The organism is Bremerella sp. JC817 (assembly GCF_040718835.1).
Classification (GTDB): Bacteria; Planctomycetota; Planctomycetia; order Pirellulales; family Pirellulaceae; genus Bremerella.
The window spans coordinates 949030-964920 of the sequence record NZ_JBFEFG010000281.1 but is presented as its reverse complement, the minus strand read 5'-3'; the positions used below and the strand labels follow the sequence as shown (position 1 = coordinate 964920).

Genomic DNA, 15891 nt, shown 5'->3' with positions numbered 1-15891 from the left:
GATGTAACCTTCGGGCAAGGCAGGGCATAGGTGGGCAGGGCATCGAACGTTCGCTATTGTCTTCGCGCAAGTGGGCAGGGTCAAACCATTCCGCCTCGAAAATCGGCCAGTGGCCGATATTCTTCCGTTCGCCCTCAACTGATTGCCATACGCCATGATTCGTTCGCTTCCTGTCATCTTGATGGTTCTCGCCGCGGCCACGACGGCAACCGCTCAGCAGCCGCTTCCTCTGATCGATTCGGCGAAACCGCTGGGGGGCTGGACCTTCGACAATGGGAAAGAATTTCCCGGTGCGGTTGGCAAGCTGGAACTACAGACAGAAGACGCCCCCACGCTCGTTTTGCATGGCGACTTCTCGCAAGGCGGGATGTACGTTCAGGCGGCCCGGCGTCTGGCTGAGATTCCGCTGGAATCGATCTCGTTCGACATCAAAGTCCCCAGTGGCGTGGACAATGTGACCTCCCGGCTGATCGACGGGACCGGGCAGTGTCATCAATTGAACATTCGCTTAAACGACAAAGGTGGCTGGCAAACGTATGTGTTTCCGGTCGCTCGGTACTTTGCCTCGCTCGAGGCTGGCACGCCGATGGATATCGTCACTCGCTACGAGAAGTGGAGCGGCGCGAACGACGGACGATGGCATCAACCGGCGAAGCTGTTCGTGATCCTCGCTGGCAAAGAAGCGATGAGCGAGGGAAGCATCGCGATCCGCAACGTGCGCGCGACAGAGCCTCCGCCGAAAGTCGATGTTGCCACGACGATCCCGCTTTCCGATTTCACCGCTGGCGAGAACGGAGGCTGGCAATACAACCCTGGTTCCGAGTTCCCTGGTGCCGCCGGCAGCTTAAGCGTGATCGAAGGTCGTCGCGAAAGCGAGTCAGCCTTGCGACTGGAAGTCGACTTCACCGAGGGAGGCCGGTACGTTGGTGTGCGAAAAAGATTTCCCGAGATCGACGTCAAGCAAACGGAATCGATCGACCTGTGGGTTCGATCTGACAAGGTCAAGCAGTTTTCGATCCGTCTCGTGGACAGCACAAACCAAACGCATCAGCGACATGGCATCGCCATGAAAGCGGATGGCCAGTGGCAGTCGCTTTCGATCGATCCTCAGAAGATCGCCGGGGGCGAACACTGGGGCGGGGCGAAAGATGGTCGCTGGCACGGAGGCGTGCAACTGGTCGAGATCATGCTCAACCCGCGCTCGGCCAGCGAACCGATGCGGCTCGATCTCGCCAACATCCAGATGCAAGCAACGGTCGAAGGAGAGGTCTCGGGCCAGGCCTGGCGTGAAGCCTTCGATGGCAATGCTACGCAGCCTTGGCAGATCGAAGGGGATGTCTCGCAAAAAGATCAACTGACGCTGACGCGAACGCTCGAAACAATTCAGTCATCCACTTCCGCGACGAGTGCGAAGTTTCCAGTGCGACCTGGTTCGTGGGAGCTGGCTTATCGGGTTCAATCGAAATTGCATTCGCCGGACAACTCGTTCCATGGGGCCGTGGAACTTCAGGTCTTCAATCGCGGAGGGGAGCTACTGGAAACGTTGCCGCTGGGCATTGGTTTCGGAAACCAGGGATGGAGTACCAAGCGGCAACTCGTGAAGCTGCCGGCCGAGGCTTCCGCCGCCCAGTGGCATGTACAGTTGAACAAGACCTACGGAACGTTTCAGGTCGACGACCTTTCGGCGGCCCGGCTCGTGGTGCAGCCATCCTCATCAGTGGTCGAAAGTATCCGGATTGCTTCCGAAGCGATTGGCAATTTGTTCTATCCCGGCGACGCGGTTGCCTTCGAGGTGAAGGTTCCGACCAACAAACCGTTGCCGCAGGCCGATCGTCGGCTGGGACTGGAAGTTCGCGACTATCGCGGTGAGGTGGTACTGACGCTTGAAGAAGTCCCGCTGGTCGAAGTGCCTGGTGCCAACCAACGCGAGTTTCAGGCGGCCGTCCAACTCGATGCGAGCCCATTGAATGTGGGGCAATTCTACGAGTTGCATGTTTCCGTGCCACAGGGAGAAGGCAACCCGGTCACCGAGTTGTCAGGCTTCGCAATCTTGCCGGAAGCAATCAGCAAACAGTACGCGCCGGAAGAGATTCCCTTCACAATCCGCAACTGGGATAGCCGCGTCAACGATTACTTCTATCTCGCCGATCGGCTGGGGCTGCGCATGATGGGTGTATGGGGAGGCTGGTCGCAGAAGCCCCCTTACAAGCCTCATCTACCGGGACTGGAAACGGTGCAGAAGCTGAACGCGAAGTGGATCACCGGCACGCCAGCTTCGTCGGTGGAACGCGAAGGTTTCAAGACGGTCAGCGAAGAGTCCCTCAGGGAAGGGATGACCAACTTCCTGGAGGCGTATGCGGATGAAGGGCTCGCGATGATTGCCATGGGGAACGAGCCACACGGCAAAGGACAAGTCGTGCTCGATAACGTTCGGGCCTACAAAACAGTGTACGAAGCAGTCAAAGCGTTCGACCCGAAAATCCATGTGATCGGAACTTCGGTCGAGCCGAACGACGAGTACTTTCGAGCCGGGTACCAGAACTACCTCGATTCGTACGACTTCCACATCTACGAGCACTACACCAAAGTCCGGCGGACGATGCATGAATATCGCGAGCTGATGCAGAAGTACGATGCCGTGAAACCGATTCACTCGACCGAGCTGGGCCTGAACAGCCAAGGGCAAGCTCGGCTATCGGTGTCGATCGAACTGATCAAGAAGTGCACGGTCTTCTTTGCCGAAGGGGGCGAGACCGTCAGTTGGTTCACGATCATGTATCCCGACAAGAAAGGGAACGCTCGCGGGCAGTTCGGCGACGCGCACTGCGTGTTTGATTGCAAGTTCAATAACTACAATCCTCGCCTCGACGCGATCACCTATTACCACATGATCAATAGCCTGGCGGCGAAGAAGTTCGTCTCGGAGAAGCAGCACCCCGACGGAACGCAGGAGTTTCTGTTTGAAGACGAGCAGAAGCGTTGCCTGATGGTGCTCTGGAATGACGAAGGGACGAAGACCGCAGAAGTCTCCGTCCCTCCGAACACAGCGATTGATTCGATTCGAATCGATGGCCAGCACAACCAGCTCCGGTTCGACAGATCTTCGGCATTGATCAGTGTCTCCCCGGAGCCGGTCTTGCTGCTATTCGAGCGGCCGTAGTCTGTGCCGCGTTTGTTTAGCTCTCCAAAGCTGGCCGAGGTATTATGGGAATCGGTGAGTAATCTTCCATCGATGAAATCGCAGCTGGACGAGGCTTTTCGTTGTAGGGCCGAATCGCCGGCGACCTGGCGTAAGGCACCAGTGGTGCGAGATCTTCGAGGGAAGCCAACACGTTGTCGCGGATGTTGTCCGAGATCTCGTCTAGCGGAAGATGGTTCAACCGCAACTTCGAGAAGGGGTTTTCCAGTTCGACACCAATCTGATCGAGGGCCAGCAGTGGATAAGCCACCAGGAACACAATCAGTGGTGTGAGCATCCCCGCAGCATCGACGATCGCGATCGGCAAGAACAGCAGGTAGAGGAACAGGAAGCGGCGAATCTTGATCGAGAAGGCCGCGGCTAGTGGAGTCTTCAAGATTCGCTCGCACCCGCCGAGGTGGTCGATCAAGCGAGCCCGTTCCGCTTCGGCTTGAAGAAAATAGAAACGGTCGAGATCACCCTTTTCGACTGCTTCTTTCAGCAGTTCGCCGACACGACGAACCACGTACATGGGCATGTGATTGGCATCGCTCAAGCGACGCGTTTCTTCGACACCAACTGTCTCGGCCAGTTGAGCGATTTCGTCGTATTTCTTTTCGTCGCGTAGGCTGTGGCAGCACGAACGCGAAAAGGCAGCGACCCAACGAGCATAAGCTTCGCGCCACTCCCGATTTTGTGGGCCATAGATCAAGCCAATCTGGGCGAGATTTCGCGATTGGTTGACGATGCCTCCCCACAATTTGCGGGCTTCATACCAGCGGTCGTAACCGGCGTTGGTTCGCATCACCAGCAGCAAGGCTAACACGGCCCCGATGTATTCATAGTGAGCCGTTGCCAGGCCGTTATGAATTTTAAAGATGTCGAAGAAGAAATAGGCACATCCTCCAAACAACGTGAACGCAATCAAGCGGCCTGCGATGTAAGGCGTTACCGATCCCTGTAGCTTGAATACTTCGGTCCAGAATCCATCTCGAATCATACGTCTACTATTTATCAGGCTTTCTAAGTGACCCAGCGGGCGGGAACTTAAGTGGTTATTAGCCCACCAGGAACAAGTCCAAGTGGGTCCGATTCAGTACGTCCAGCGATAACTGCCCCAGGAACCTGGTCCATAGGCCATACGTCCGTGGTACGCCCAGGGCAATGACGTCGGCTCCCCACTTCGATGCGTAAGGAATTAAAACGCGTCGGACCGAACCGGGCAAACAACCGACTTCCAAGTCGGGTCGCCTTGCCTCGCAATACTCACGCATCGCTTGCAGCGACTTGGAACGCTCGTGAGCGGCCAGGCCGACACCAAGCAGTCGACACTGCGAATCTTGGAGCGGGTCATGGATTAAGAAACTGCGGATGGCACGAGCCGCCGCCTCGGTGCCGTCGTACGGCAACAGGACCCTTCTCGGCTGCGTGTTCATTCCTCGCGAGATATACGTTGGTTGGCGACCTTTCACCACCAGGTCGATCAGTTGCCATGCGGGCATATCGACCGGGGAGCGATTGTCTTGAGCGGGGGCCGCGGTTACCAGGAGGTCGTGAAACTGTGCTTCACGAACAAGACTTTCGATCGCGTTTCCTGCAATGCCGATCGAATCGAACGGTACCTCCAACTTCTCGGCGATTTCGCTGAGCTGTTCGTGGGAGTATGCCTGGCCACGTTCGGCATGGGCCAACCGACCAAAGTCGGAGATGGCGTGCGCTGCCGAAACGGACTGCCCCGCGGACTGCAACGAGCTGGTGTCGAGCACCGAAAGGCCACGCAGCCGGGCACCATTGCACTGGGCAATTCTGGCACCAAGCTCGATGACGCGATCGCAGCCAAACGATCCGCTCAAGTGAAGCAGTACGCTTTTGAGCATCCGGTTGCTACTCCTGCAAGTTAGAAAAGCGATCCATTCTCAAACGATTCGGAACAGAGCTTGGTTGGGTGCCACCCTGGTGCCCGCGGCGGCTTGTTGTTTATACGCGAATGCCTAAGGGAAGATCACAGTCATTCTTTCGTAGGCGAACATTCAAATTTTCTATGTCGTGTGTCTGTCTTTGTGAGCCATGCAAAAATTCTATGACTGCAATGGCCAATGGCTTCAAATCTGTCGAAAACTGCCCTTGGGGCCACCTTTGCCGTAAGGTCGGGGGTGGACTGTACCGTTAAAATAAAGCAGCAATTTCCCGGACCACCCCACCTTAAGAGTCCCCCGGCCGAAAACCCCCGGCCAACACGATTCCATGGACGAAGCGGCCAGATGATTGAACGACTGCAGGACCTCAACTTTTTGCACCTCTTTTACTTTTGGAGTGCCGTTCGGCAAGGAAGCATTACGGCGGCATGCGATCACTTGCATCTCTCGCAGCCAACGGTCAGTTCGCAGATTCGCAAGCTCGAAAAAACTTTAGGGCACGAACTGTTCGATCGCAGTGGTCGCGACCTGCAACTGACCGAAGTAGGACGAACTGTTTTCGAGTACGCCGACGAGATCTTCTCCGCCGGACGAGAAATGCTCGGCAGCTTGCGGGGCTTGCCGACCGAGCGAGCATTGAGGCTGAGTGTGGGCGTGCCGATGTACGTTCCGAAGCTGATCACCTATCGCTTGCTGGAAGTCGTCTTGCGGTTTCCAACGCAGGTGCAGATTGAATATCACGAAGCGCCGATGGAACAGTTGGTCGCGGACCTGGTTCGGCACAAGCACGATGTGATCATCTCGGACCGGCCGATCGCATCGGAACGGAAGTCGCGAAGCTTCAATCATCCACTGGGTGATAGTCCAATCGCCTTCTGTGCCGTCGAGTCGCTCGCCGAACAGCTGCGGGGCGACTTCCCCAATTCGTTGAAGCAAGCGCCGCTTTTGCTGCCTTCGCCCCACACTCAATTGCGATGCCATTTGAATCAATGGTTTGACGAGAACGCGATCTCGCCGCGTGTCGTCGCTCAGTTCGACGACAGCGCCATGCTCAATGAATTTGGCAGCGGTGGGGCAGGGGTGTTTCCAACGCCAGCGGCGGTTCTCGATCGCGTTCGACGTCAATACAACGTCGAACTGGTCGGAACGCTGGAAGATGTTCGCAGTCACTTCTTTGCCATCACGGCGCAGCGAAAGCTGGTGCATCCGGTGGTGATGGCGATCTCGGAAGAAGCTCCAAAGATTTTGTTCGACATGCGGAACGGAACGAATTTATCAGGCATCAGCAGCATGCAGGACGCAGCAAAATAGGCGATGAGCGGCCCGGTTCTCAAAATCTTAACGGCGATCTTCCGTCCGGTTTGTTAAACTCCTGGGAGCTGCCCTTTGGATGAAAACCTCTGCCGCCGAGACCTGCGATCATGACCGATTCGGACCACGAGTTGGAACAACAACGTCTGCACGACGAAATTCTCGATTCTCTTGACGAAGAATTTGAAGCCGAGTTAGAAGATGCCCTGATGGAACGGGCCACACCTCGCGAAGCGATCAGCGAGGATGGTCGCTTGCCTCGACGCGTTTACTTTCGAGAACTGCTGCGACTGCAACGCGAGTTGATCAAGCTGCAGAGCTGGGTTGTTGAAACGAAAGCCAAGGTGGCGGTGTTTTTTGAGGGACGCGACGCGGCGGGCAAAGGAGGTGCGATTAAACGCATTACCCAACGCCTCAACCCGCGAGTCTGCCGCGTGGTGGCGTTGCCTGCTCCGAATCAGCGTGAGAAGACCCAGTGGTATTTCCAGCGTTACATCAGGCATCTTCCGGCCGGTGGCGAGATCGTGCTCTTCGATCGCAGTTGGTACAACCGCGCCGGTGTCGAACGCGTGATGGGCTTTTGCAACGAACAGCAGTTGCAAGAGTTCTTTCAAACGGTCCCGGAACTGGAACGGATGCTGGTGAACTCTGGCATGTACCTGATCAAGTATTGGTTTTCGATCAGCGATCACGAACAACAATTTCGCTTCCAGTGCCGGATCGACGATCCTCTCAAGCAGTGGAAACTAAGCCCGATGGATCTCGAGTCGCGTCGACGCTGGGAGCAGTACACGCGGGCCAAAGAAGAAATGTTTGCCCGGACGAACATCCCAGAGGCACCGTGGTGGGTCGTCGAGGCGGACGACAAGAAGCGTGCTCGCCTCAACTGTATTCATCATTTCTTGCAGCAGATTCCCTACGCGGAAGTGCCCAACCAGCCGATCTCGCTGCCGCCACGTGAGCATGCCGAAGGTTATCAGCGAAAGTCGCTGCCGGAAGATGTGTTTGTGCCGTCAGTCTACTAACGGGCGAGCGGCTACACCTTCGTGCGTGATCTTGATCGGCAAGATCTTGCCTTGATCGTCAAACTTCATTACGTCGATGCAGGTGACCCGCGCGTTGCCATCGGTTTGGCCGATCGGACGACGATGATATACGGCAAAGTATTCTTCCGTGCCGGGAATATGAATCACCGAGTGATGCCCGGCGCCGGTGGCTACCTGAGCGTCTTGCTTCAGCACTTTGTCGATTCGCTTGAACGGTCCGAAGGGGCTGTCGGCAATCGCATAGGCAACGCTGTAGTCGGGACCGGTCCAACCACCTTCTGACCACATGAAATAATACTTGCCATCGCGGATGAACATGAACGGACCTTCGACGTAACCTTGCGGCGTGATCTCTTGAAAGATCTGCCCGTTGGGTAGCGGCTTGAAGCCGGTGAAATCGTCGTTCAGCTTCGCGATGTTGCAGTGTCGCCAGCCACCGTAGATCAAGTAGTAGGTGCCGTCGGCATCTTTGAAAACAAACTGATCAATCGGCTGGGCACCGTTGTGGAATTTGTCGACCAGTGGCTTGCCCAAATGGTCTTTGAAGGGACCAGCGGGATGATCGGCCACGGCGACACCGATGCCCCCATGTTGCTGATTGTTCTGGATGTCGTTCGCACCAAAGAAGAAGTAGTACTTGCCATCCTTCTCGATGATCGAGGGCGCCCACATCGCTCGCTTGGCCCACTTGATCTCGGTGTTGTCGAGAATGCGGGAATGCTTCGTCCAATGCACCAGGTCTTTCGACGAGAAGCAATCGAAGAACGTTTGCTGGTCGTACGGGGCCGAGTAGGTCGGATAGATCCAGTAGGTATCGCCAAAAATGATCCCTTCCGGATCGGCGTACCAACCCTCGAAGATCGGATTGTTGGATGGGGCAGGTTCTTCGGCCGAGGCAAGATCGCTCATCGTGATACCGAGCAGCAGGGAAAATGTCAGAACCAGGTTCAGACGACGCCAAGAGAATTTACGAGGGGAAATCATCGATGCAACGACCTTCGAGACGCAGGCAATGGAGCTAAAGCACTGCTGTTTATTTTAGTAGGTCAGTTCGTCGCTCCCTCCTGCGCATGGGGGCGTAAGGTCGACAAAAACGGGTTGAAATTTGAGTGTTTGAGGACGGTTGTCAACCGAAATGAGATCCCGCGTCGCCAACCCATTCGCCCCTCGGCCGATCGCTGCGGAGAGGCTTTTTGATTCGGTCTGCTACGAGCCTAGCCGTCCTGAGAATAAGAGCTGCATTCCCCCTCTTCGATATAGAAGGTGATCTCGTGTTCGTCGTCTTCCTCTTGCCAGTCGAATTGCAATGTGACCTCGAACTCTTCCGGCGAAAAGATGCGAAGTCCGAGCAGGTATTCCGATCCCCAGATATCGGCAGGCTTGGCGAACTCTGGGAAGTCTTCCACCGAGTTGTCGTAGCTTTGATAGAACTCGAAGGCCTGGTCCTCGATCAGCGTCAGGACCTTGCTCCAGTTGGCATCTATCCACTCGAAACCGTCGAGCGAGGCATCGGACGGGCCTTCCTCGGTACCACGGGCGAAGACGATGCGAATGACCTCGTCAGCGAAGGTGACTTCGCCTTCTTCGGTCAGCCATTGGTCGTCTTCAAGAAACAACGTTCCTAAGGATGGGTGTTGGTATTTGTCCATTGCGAGGTCTCAATTGCAATGTGTGAAAGTGAAGAAAATCGGGGACAATTTATACCAACGGTACCCAAATAAAAAAAGCCTGCCAGAGAGCACTCTGGCAGGCTTTTGCATGGATCGATGTACTAGATCGGTTTAGTACATATCGTCGTGGCTGTGGCCACCCTTCTTGTCGGCCTTTGGCTTCTCGGCGATGAGGGCATCGCTGGTCAGCAGCAGGGTCGCGACACTGGCGGCGTTGGCCAGAGCGGTCTTGGTAACCTTGGCTGGGTCGATGACGCCCGACTTCACCAGGTCTTCGTAGGTGTCGGTCAGTGCGTTGTAACCCTGGTTGCCTTTGCTATCCAGGATCTTTTCGCAGATGATGCTGCCATCTTTACCAGCGTTGGTGGCGATCGTGGTGATCGGTGCACGGCAAGCACGGATAACGATGTTGAAGCCGATTTCTTCGTCGTGGCTTAGGTCAGCACCCTTCACCTTGGACGAAGCACGCAGCAGAGCAACACCACCACCTGGCAGGATGCCTTCGGCAGCAGCGGCACGGGTTGCGTGCAGAGCGTCTTCAACGCGAGCCTTCTTTTCCTTCATTTCGCTTTCGGTCGCGGCACCAACGTTGACCTTGGCGACACCGCCGGCCAGCTTGGCGAGACGTTCTTCCAGCTTTTCCTTGTCGTAATCGCTGGACGAATTTTCGATTTCGCGACGGATCTGAGCGATACGATCCTTAATGTTCTGGGTATCGCCGGCACCTTCGATGATCGTCGTGTTGTCTTTGTCGATGATCACCTTCTTGGCACGACCCAGTTCGGCCAGGCCCAGGTTTTCCAGCTTGATGCCCAGGCTTTCGAAGATCGCGGTACCACCGGTCAAGATGGAGATGTCTTCCATCATGGCCTTGCGGCGATCGCCGTAACCAGGAGCCTTGACGGCGGCACACTTGAACGTGCCACGCAGACGGTTGATGACCAGGGTGGCCAACGCTTCGCCGTCGACGTCTTCAGCGATGATCAACAGGGGCTTGCTCTGCTGAACCACGGCTTCCAGAACTGGAACCAGGTCCTTGATGTTGCTGATCTTCTTTTCGAAGACCAGGATGTAGCAGTCATCCAGTTCGACCTGCATGGTGGTCGGGTTGGTGACGAAGTAAGGCGAGAGGTAGCCGCGATCAAACTGCATACCTTCGACCCATTCCACTTCCGTGGCCAGGCTCTTGCCTTCGTCGACGGTGATGACGCCGTCCTTGCCGACCTTTTCCATGGCGTCGGCCAGCAGTTCGCCGATTTCACGATCGTTGTTCGAAGCGATGGCGCCAACGTTGGCCATTTCTTCTTTCTTCTTGATCGGAATCGCCATGCTGTTCAGCTCGGCAGTGATGGCGGCGACAGCCTTTTCGATACCAGCTTTCATCTGGATCGGGTTAACGCCCGAGACAACAGCCTTCAGACCTTCGTTGAAGATCGCTTCGGCCATCAGCGTGGCGGTGGTGGTACCGTCACCAGCGACGTCGCTCGTCTTGCTGGCAACTTCGCGAACCATCTGGGCGCCCATGTTTTCGTAGACGTCTTCCAGTTCGACTTCCTTGGCGACGGTCACGCCGTCCTTGGTGACGGTCGGGCTGCCAAAGCTCTTCTGGATGATGACGTTACGGCCCTTGGGACCGAGGGTCGTTTTGACAGCTTTCGCCAGCTTGGATACGCCGCGACGGATGGCTTCGCGTGCTTCCTGATCAAAGGCGATGATCTTGGCCATCGATGGTATCTCCTAAAGGTATTTTGATTCGTCTGAGTGTGTGTACGGGTAGATAGTCCAGAAGGACGTCGGCTTAGCCTTCGATGACGGCCAGGATGTCGTCTTCTCGGAGCAGGATGACTTCGTCGTCGCCAACGGTGAAGGTGTCGCTACCAGCGTAAGCGCTGAAGATGACCTTGTTGCCTTCCTTGACCTGCAGCGGGCTGCGGGTGCCGTCTTCCAGCAGACGGCCGGTGCCGACGCTAACGACCACGCCACGCGATGGCTTGTTCTTGGCGGTCTCGGGCAGGAAGATCCCACCAGCGGTCTTTTCTTCCAGTTCGTCGCGGCGAACCACTACGCGATCGCCCAGTGGCTGCAGACGTTGTTTCGTGCTCGAAGCCTTCTTTTTCGTAGCCGTTGCCATGCTATTGCCTTCCTCCAGAAAACTTAGGGGCTTAGTGTCTCCTCCGATCAGGAGACGCCGATGCGGGATATGAATGGTGGACGGACGAGGCGCGGTAGGTCTAAACCGCGACCGCCTGCCATTGTTGCGCGAACGATTGCGTGGGGAATCAAGTATGCAAGAAGCGTGCCATAGGATTGTCGCTGCGATGTAAGTGCTTGTTTAGAAAAGCCTTAGGGTCTTCTCTTTGCCGCCGTGGCAGGGTGTTTACGACGTAACGGCCAGGCCTGCCAATATGACAGAAAAAGGCACCTCGTACTCGCCGAGGTGCCCTTTCGGTATTTCTGTAGTGTTGTAGTGGCTGTTTTAGCCGCCGAAAGCGCCGCTGCTATTGCCAATCACGGCGATCGCCATTTGGCCGATCCAGCAGAAGGTCCAGATCATCATGACCTTGTTGGCCTGGTACTTACCAACATTGATCCAGCCCATCACAAATGCGATCAGAAAGCCAAGGAGGCCGCACAAGAGCGTGGCCAGGCAGACGATCCCCAGGGTCGCGTCCCCGTGCTGAAACATCTGCATGACAATGACGATGAAGCAGCCGATCGAAACCAAGCCCATGAGCCCAGAGAGGGCCAACAGTAGAACCAGCATGATGCAATTCCCCCGATAACATGGCCACTGCCGCTTCGCGGTGAAGCAGCACCGTTCTTCGTTCTACTGCTCGATTTCAGGGCCGAGCAAGCAAATTCAATGGCGGAGTGAAGGAGAATCTCCGATTTGCTTAATCCGCGCCGGCAATCATCGGTAGTTGCCCGTGCTGCTGGATTTCCAGCAGGACGTACGCGATCGCAAACAGAAGCTGCGAGAACGAGAGCAGGCTCCAGAACGCCATAAAACGGAAGGTGTCGTACCGGACGACATAGGCCCAACCAGCGATGAAGACAATCAGCATCCCCAGCCCAGAGCAGGGCGTCAGTAGCAGCGAGATCAGCGCTAGACCTACGTCATTGTTCTGAAACATTTTCAAAATAACGTAGAAGAAGCAAATGAAATTCACGATCGCAATGACCCAGACCAGGGCATACAGCATCGTTTCGACGGCATTCATCTCGTACGGCTCCCCAGGATTGAAGCGGTTTTAACGCGACTCCGGAAGCATGGTCCGGCTGGAGATATCTACGTTGCCGTTTTTGTGCAGGCAACCAGTTTTCGGGGGATTTGACCGAATTTCAAGACGCGTCGACGCGTTACTTCTTCTTATTGCTCAACGCGACGAAGAGTTCGAGGAAAAAGCCGATGAACTCGAAGATAATCCCGATCGCTTCTAACATAGCCAGAAGTTCCTTGATTTCTTGCTTCAATAGGTCGGGCTGCCAGGGCGATCCTCGTCAGAACAAATAGCCCCAAAGTAGCGATGCCAGGACCAACGTTCCTCCGAAGGTTCCCAAGGAGGTTGTCCAGGTAACCATCGTGAATAGCATTTCCGGTTCATCCGTGCGCGACCAGCCAGCACCGAAGATCGCGGCCCAATTCCCCGTGACGAACGATGTGTGCATCGCCACGCCCAGGGCTCGGTTGTCGTCCAGGTCGGAACCGACCTTAAGGGCACACCAGAAGTTCACCAGGATGCAGAGGGCAAGCACGCCGCAGCCATGGGAAATAAGGAATAATGCCATCGGTCGATCTTCGGGAGAAACAATGCTATGCACTGAGATTCGCCCCATCTCGACCAATCTTGCGACGAATCCCCTGAAAATTGGATTCGCCGCACCGTCGACCGTAGAAGCCTGTCTCCAGGCAAGTTGGCACCTTAGACGCGGACCGTCTTGCCTTTGGCAATCGAGTCGGCTTGCTTCTGGCAAAGTACCAATGCGTCGACAGCCACGTCGCCACCCAGTATGCTGGACGGGGTGCCAGACAGAATGCTCTGCTCCACTTCCTTCAGCTCGGCAGCGAACGAATCGACCGGGTCGCCACCCTTCAGCTTCGGTTGCTTCGACTTCCCCTTCTTCGGCAACACGGTTAGCGGCATCGCCACGACCGGGGCGTCGTCGATCACAGCGAAGTCCATCAGCAGCGTTGCTTCTTCAAAATGAATCTCGAAGCCATGCGTGAAGCTACGTCCCGGCTGATGCAGCACGCCGCTGGTAGCTGTCACCACGTAGCTGCTGTCGGCGAAACCGAACTGCGTGGTGCAGTATTCGACGCAGTCGCCACGCATGCGGCCGACGCTGGTCACGCTGGTGGGCATGCCAAACATCAAGCGAATGAAGTGAGCGTCGTGAATATGCAGGTCGAGAAGGGGACCGCCAACCTTTTCCAGATCGTAGAAATCTGGGATCCAGGTCGGATCGCTGATCAAACGCTTGAAGTGGCCACCAAGCACCTTGCCAAACTTGCCTGAACGAGCCGCTTCCAACGCGAAGTTGAACTCCGTAAAGAATGGCAGCACGTGCGCGGTCAGCATCAGCTTGCCGCACTTGTCGGCTGCTTTCTGCATCCGTTTGGCGGCCGCCGGATCGAGCGCGATCGGCTTCTCGACCAGCACATGCTTGCCTGCTTTCAACGCTTTGATCGTGGCCTCTTCGTGCAGAGCAGGGGGGAGGCAGATGTCGACCATATCGATCGAATCGTCCGCCAGCATTTCTTCCAATGTGGCATAGACCGCCATCTTGGAAACATCGATCTGCTCGCCGGCCGGACCAAAGTTGCCTTTGATCCCGCGCCAGTCCCCTTTTTGCTTCTTCGGATCGCGCGAACAGAATGAGGTGACCTTCATTCCCCGGACCTTTTGATAGGCCAGGTAATGAATCCAACTCATGAATCCGACGCCAACGATTCCGACTTTGATCATGGTGCTACTCTTTCTTACTTCTCGGCGAGGCGGTTTGTCGCAGTGGTTTAGGTGGGAAGTCTGTTCTGGTACCAGTAAAGGTGAATCGACTCTTGCTGGCCACTGTCAGCGAATAGAGAAAGTTCTTCTCGAAAACTCGGCGGCCTGATTAGAAGCTGCAAGTTTTCTCGAATCGTGGGAACGCGTCGTCCCACATCGTTGGGGTCTTCGGCGTATAGGTGACAACCGGGAAGCTGTTGCGAATCACTTCACGGCCTTCCGCCAGGCTACCGATGTCGCCGGAAGCGACGGCCTGAAGCATCAGGTTACCGATCGCGGTCGCTTCGACTGGGCCGGCCACGACCTGACAGTTGCACGCATCGGCGGCCATCTGGCAAAGAAGCTGATTCTGCGTTCCGCCACCAACGATATGGATCGTGTCGATCTTGGTTCCAGTCAGATCCTGTAGCTTGCGATGGACCACGCGGTACCGCATCGCGAGGCTCTCCAGCACGCAGCGAATGACAGCCCCGTCGGCTTGCGGGACGATCTGTCCGGTACGTTCGCAGAAGTCCCGAATCTGCGCCGGCATATCTTGCGGCGCGGCGAAGTCGGAATGGTCTGGGTTCACGAACGAAGCCAGCGGCGTGGCTTCCTGCGACATCCGCACGAGGTCGCTGTAACCATACTCGTGGCCACCCAGTTTCCAGATACGGCGGCACTCTTGCACCAGCCACAAGCCGGCGATGTTCTTCAGCAGGCGGGTCGTCCCGTAGACGCCTCCTTCGTTGGTGTAGTTAAACTCGGCGCACTGCTCGTTAATGATCGGATGCGGCGTTTCGACACCCATCAGTGACCAGGTTCCGCTGGAGATGTAACACCAGTTGGGCATCTCGCCGGGCGAGCTCTTGGCCGGCACGGCGACGACGGCCGAAGCGGTGTCGTGGGTGCCAGGGCGAACGACACGCGTGCCGTTCAAGCCAATTTGTTCGAGCACGGTCGTCCGGAGCGGACCGATAACACTGCCGGGGTCGACAATCTCGCCGAAGATCCGTTCTGGCAGGTCGAAGCCTTCAATCAGCTTCTTCGACCACTGCTTGGTCACGGGGTTTAAGAGCTGCGTCGTCGACGCGTTGGTCAGCTCGTTCCCCTTCTCGCCGGTTAGCAGCCAATGGAACAGGTCGGGCATCATCAGGAAGCTTTCGGCCGATTCTAGGATCGAGCTGTTGGCTTCCCGCATGGCGATCAGTTGGTACAGCGTGTTGATTTCCATGAACTGCAAACCGGTCTCGGCGAAGATCTCGTCGCGGCTCACCTTGGCGAAGGCTCGTTCGAAGATGCCTTGGGTACGCGGATCGCGGTAGTGGTACGGATTGCCCAGCAGTTCGTCATTGCGGCCCAGCAGGGCAAAGTCAACGCCCCATGTATCGACGCCAATGCTGCTGATCTCGCTGCCAAACTTGCTTCCCGAAGCGGTGAGGCCGTCCTTAATGTTTTGCCAAAGCTTCAACAGGTCCCAGTGCAGATGCCCGGCGAAAGCGATCGGGCCATTCTCGAAACGGTGAACTTCTTCCAGTTGAAGCGTCGAGCCATCGAAACGTCCACCGAGGACACGACCGCTGGAGGCTCCCAGGTCGACTGCGAGGTAGGTCTTGTTAGACATAGTTGAGCTTTTGAACGATGCAGGATTGGGTGACAGGGGAAGGGCAGATCCAGGCAGGCCTAAAAAGGAGTTGGCCTGTCAGTAGAAATGGGATTTGCAGTTTAATAGACACAAGCGACGTCAACAATCATCGCTTTCTCGCTAGAAACGCCGGAAAGTAA

General features: G+C 56.2%; 14 protein-coding genes. 3 read left to right on the top strand and 11 right to left on the bottom strand.

Annotation, left to right across the window (positions count from 1 at the left end):
* Positions 1 to 154 precede the first annotated feature (154 nt).
* Positions 155 to 3160 (top strand): hypothetical protein, encoded by a 3006-nt coding sequence (locus AB1L30_RS26945; RefSeq protein WP_367017689.1) that lies wholly within the window; start codon positions 155 to 157, stop codon positions 3158 to 3160.
* Positions 3161 to 3176: 16 nt separating this feature from the next.
* Here AB1L30_RS26945 and AB1L30_RS26940 read toward each other — a convergent pair whose 3' ends face one another.
* Both AB1L30_RS26940 and AB1L30_RS26935 read right to left on the bottom strand, forming a co-directional pair.
* Positions 3177 to 4178: a bestrophin family ion channel gene (locus AB1L30_RS26940; RefSeq protein WP_367017687.1), complete on the bottom strand. Its 1002-nt coding sequence runs from the start codon at positions 4176 to 4178 to the stop codon at positions 3177 to 3179.
* Between the two features lie 58 nt (positions 4179 to 4236).
* Complete coding sequence (locus AB1L30_RS26935) at positions 4237 to 5055, bottom strand: universal stress protein (RefSeq protein ID WP_367017685.1); 819 nt, start codon at positions 5053 to 5055, stop codon at positions 4237 to 4239.
* A gap of 384 nt (positions 5056 to 5439) precedes the next feature.
* Between AB1L30_RS26935 and AB1L30_RS26930 the strand changes: the two genes are divergently transcribed.
* Entirely contained in the window at positions 5440 to 6405 is a 966-nt protein-coding gene (locus tag AB1L30_RS26930) for a LysR family transcriptional regulator (RefSeq protein ID WP_367017683.1), read from the top strand.
* 110 nt (positions 6406 to 6515) lie between these two features.
* Positions 6516 to 7430, top strand: a complete 915-nt coding sequence (gene ppk2, locus AB1L30_RS26925) for a polyphosphate kinase 2 (protein ID WP_367017681.1) — start codon at positions 6516 to 6518, stop codon at positions 7428 to 7430.
* On the opposite strand, the gene AB1L30_RS26920 is transcribed toward ppk2, so the two are convergent.
* The 9 genes from AB1L30_RS26920 to AB1L30_RS26880 form a co-directional block, all read right to left on the bottom strand.
* Positions 7419 to 8435: a glycoside hydrolase family 43 protein gene (locus tag AB1L30_RS26920; protein ID WP_367017679.1), complete on the bottom strand. Its 1017-nt coding sequence runs from the start codon at positions 8433 to 8435 to the stop codon at positions 7419 to 7421. The genes ppk2 and AB1L30_RS26920 overlap by 12 nt on opposite strands.
* Positions 8436 to 8665: 230 nt before the next feature.
* Complete coding sequence (locus tag AB1L30_RS26915) at positions 8666 to 9100, bottom strand: hypothetical protein (RefSeq protein ID WP_367017677.1); 435 nt, start codon at positions 9098 to 9100, stop codon at positions 8666 to 8668.
* 132 nt (positions 9101 to 9232) lie between these two features.
* Positions 9233 to 10846, bottom strand: a complete 1614-nt coding sequence (gene groL, locus AB1L30_RS26910; RefSeq protein WP_367017676.1) for a chaperonin GroEL — start codon at positions 10844 to 10846, stop codon at positions 9233 to 9235.
* A gap of 73 nt (positions 10847 to 10919) precedes the next feature.
* Positions 10920 to 11252, bottom strand: coding sequence for a co-chaperone GroES (locus AB1L30_RS26905; RefSeq protein WP_367017674.1), 333 nt, complete (start codon positions 11250 to 11252; stop codon positions 10920 to 10922).
* Between the two features lie 345 nt (positions 11253 to 11597).
* The gene (locus AB1L30_RS26900; protein WP_367017672.1) at positions 11598 to 11885 is read right to left on the bottom strand and encodes a hypothetical protein; all 288 of its coding nucleotides are present in this window, start codon (positions 11883 to 11885) and stop codon (positions 11598 to 11600) included.
* Between the two features lie 130 nt (positions 11886 to 12015).
* A complete protein-coding gene (locus tag AB1L30_RS26895; RefSeq protein WP_345094498.1) occupies positions 12016 to 12342 on the bottom strand; it encodes a hypothetical protein in 327 nt (108 codons plus the stop codon).
* Positions 12343 to 12622: 280 nt separating this feature from the next.
* A complete protein-coding gene (locus tag AB1L30_RS26890; RefSeq protein WP_367017671.1) occupies positions 12623 to 12910 on the bottom strand; it encodes a hypothetical protein in 288 nt (95 codons plus the stop codon).
* A 134-nt stretch (positions 12911 to 13044) separates the two neighbouring features.
* Complete coding sequence (locus AB1L30_RS26885; RefSeq protein WP_367017670.1) at positions 13045 to 14088, bottom strand: Gfo/Idh/MocA family oxidoreductase; 1044 nt, start codon at positions 14086 to 14088, stop codon at positions 13045 to 13047.
* 148 nt (positions 14089 to 14236) lie between these two features.
* Entirely contained in the window at positions 14237 to 15730 is a 1494-nt protein-coding gene (locus AB1L30_RS26880) for a rhamnulokinase family protein (RefSeq protein ID WP_367017668.1), read from the bottom strand.
* Positions 15731 to 15891 lie beyond the last annotated feature (161 nt).

What these genes read in the sequence shown, in the direction of transcription:
- AB1L30_RS26945 (WP_367017689.1), top strand. Translation starts at nt 155, where the DNA reads ATGATTCGTTCGCTTCCTGTCATCTTGATGGTTCTCGCCGCGGCCACG.
- AB1L30_RS26940 (WP_367017687.1), bottom strand. Translation starts at nt 4,178, where the DNA reads ATGATTCGAGATGGATTCTGGACCGAAGTATTCAAGCTACAGGGATCG.
- AB1L30_RS26935 (WP_367017685.1), bottom strand. Translation starts at nt 5,055, where the DNA reads ATGCTCAAAAGCGTACTGCTTCACTTGAGCGGATCGTTTGGCTGCGAT.
- AB1L30_RS26930 (WP_367017683.1), top strand. Translation starts at nt 5,440, where the DNA reads ATGATTGAACGACTGCAGGACCTCAACTTTTTGCACCTCTTTTACTTT.
- ppk2 (WP_367017681.1), top strand. Translation starts at nt 6,516, where the DNA reads ATGACCGATTCGGACCACGAGTTGGAACAACAACGTCTGCACGACGAA.
- AB1L30_RS26920 (WP_367017679.1), bottom strand. Translation starts at nt 8,435, where the DNA reads ATGATTTCCCCTCGTAAATTCTCTTGGCGTCGTCTGAACCTGGTTCTG.
- AB1L30_RS26915 (WP_367017677.1), bottom strand. Translation starts at nt 9,100, where the DNA reads ATGGACAAATACCAACACCCATCCTTAGGAACGTTGTTTCTTGAAGAC.
- groL (WP_367017676.1), bottom strand. Translation starts at nt 10,846, where the DNA reads ATGGCCAAGATCATCGCCTTTGATCAGGAAGCACGCGAAGCCATCCGT.
- AB1L30_RS26905 (WP_367017674.1), bottom strand. Translation starts at nt 11,252, where the DNA reads ATGGCAACGGCTACGAAAAAGAAGGCTTCGAGCACGAAACAACGTCTG.
- AB1L30_RS26900 (WP_367017672.1), bottom strand. Translation starts at nt 11,885, where the DNA reads ATGCTGGTTCTACTGTTGGCCCTCTCTGGGCTCATGGGCTTGGTTTCG.
- AB1L30_RS26895 (WP_345094498.1), bottom strand. Translation starts at nt 12,342, where the DNA reads ATGAATGCCGTCGAAACGATGCTGTATGCCCTGGTCTGGGTCATTGCG.
- AB1L30_RS26890 (WP_367017671.1), bottom strand. Translation starts at nt 12,910, where the DNA reads ATGGCATTATTCCTTATTTCCCATGGCTGCGGCGTGCTTGCCCTCTGC.
- AB1L30_RS26885 (WP_367017670.1), bottom strand. Translation starts at nt 14,088, where the DNA reads ATGATCAAAGTCGGAATCGTTGGCGTCGGATTCATGAGTTGGATTCAT.
- AB1L30_RS26880 (WP_367017668.1), bottom strand. Translation starts at nt 15,730, where the DNA reads ATGTCTAACAAGACCTACCTCGCAGTCGACCTGGGAGCCTCCAGCGGT.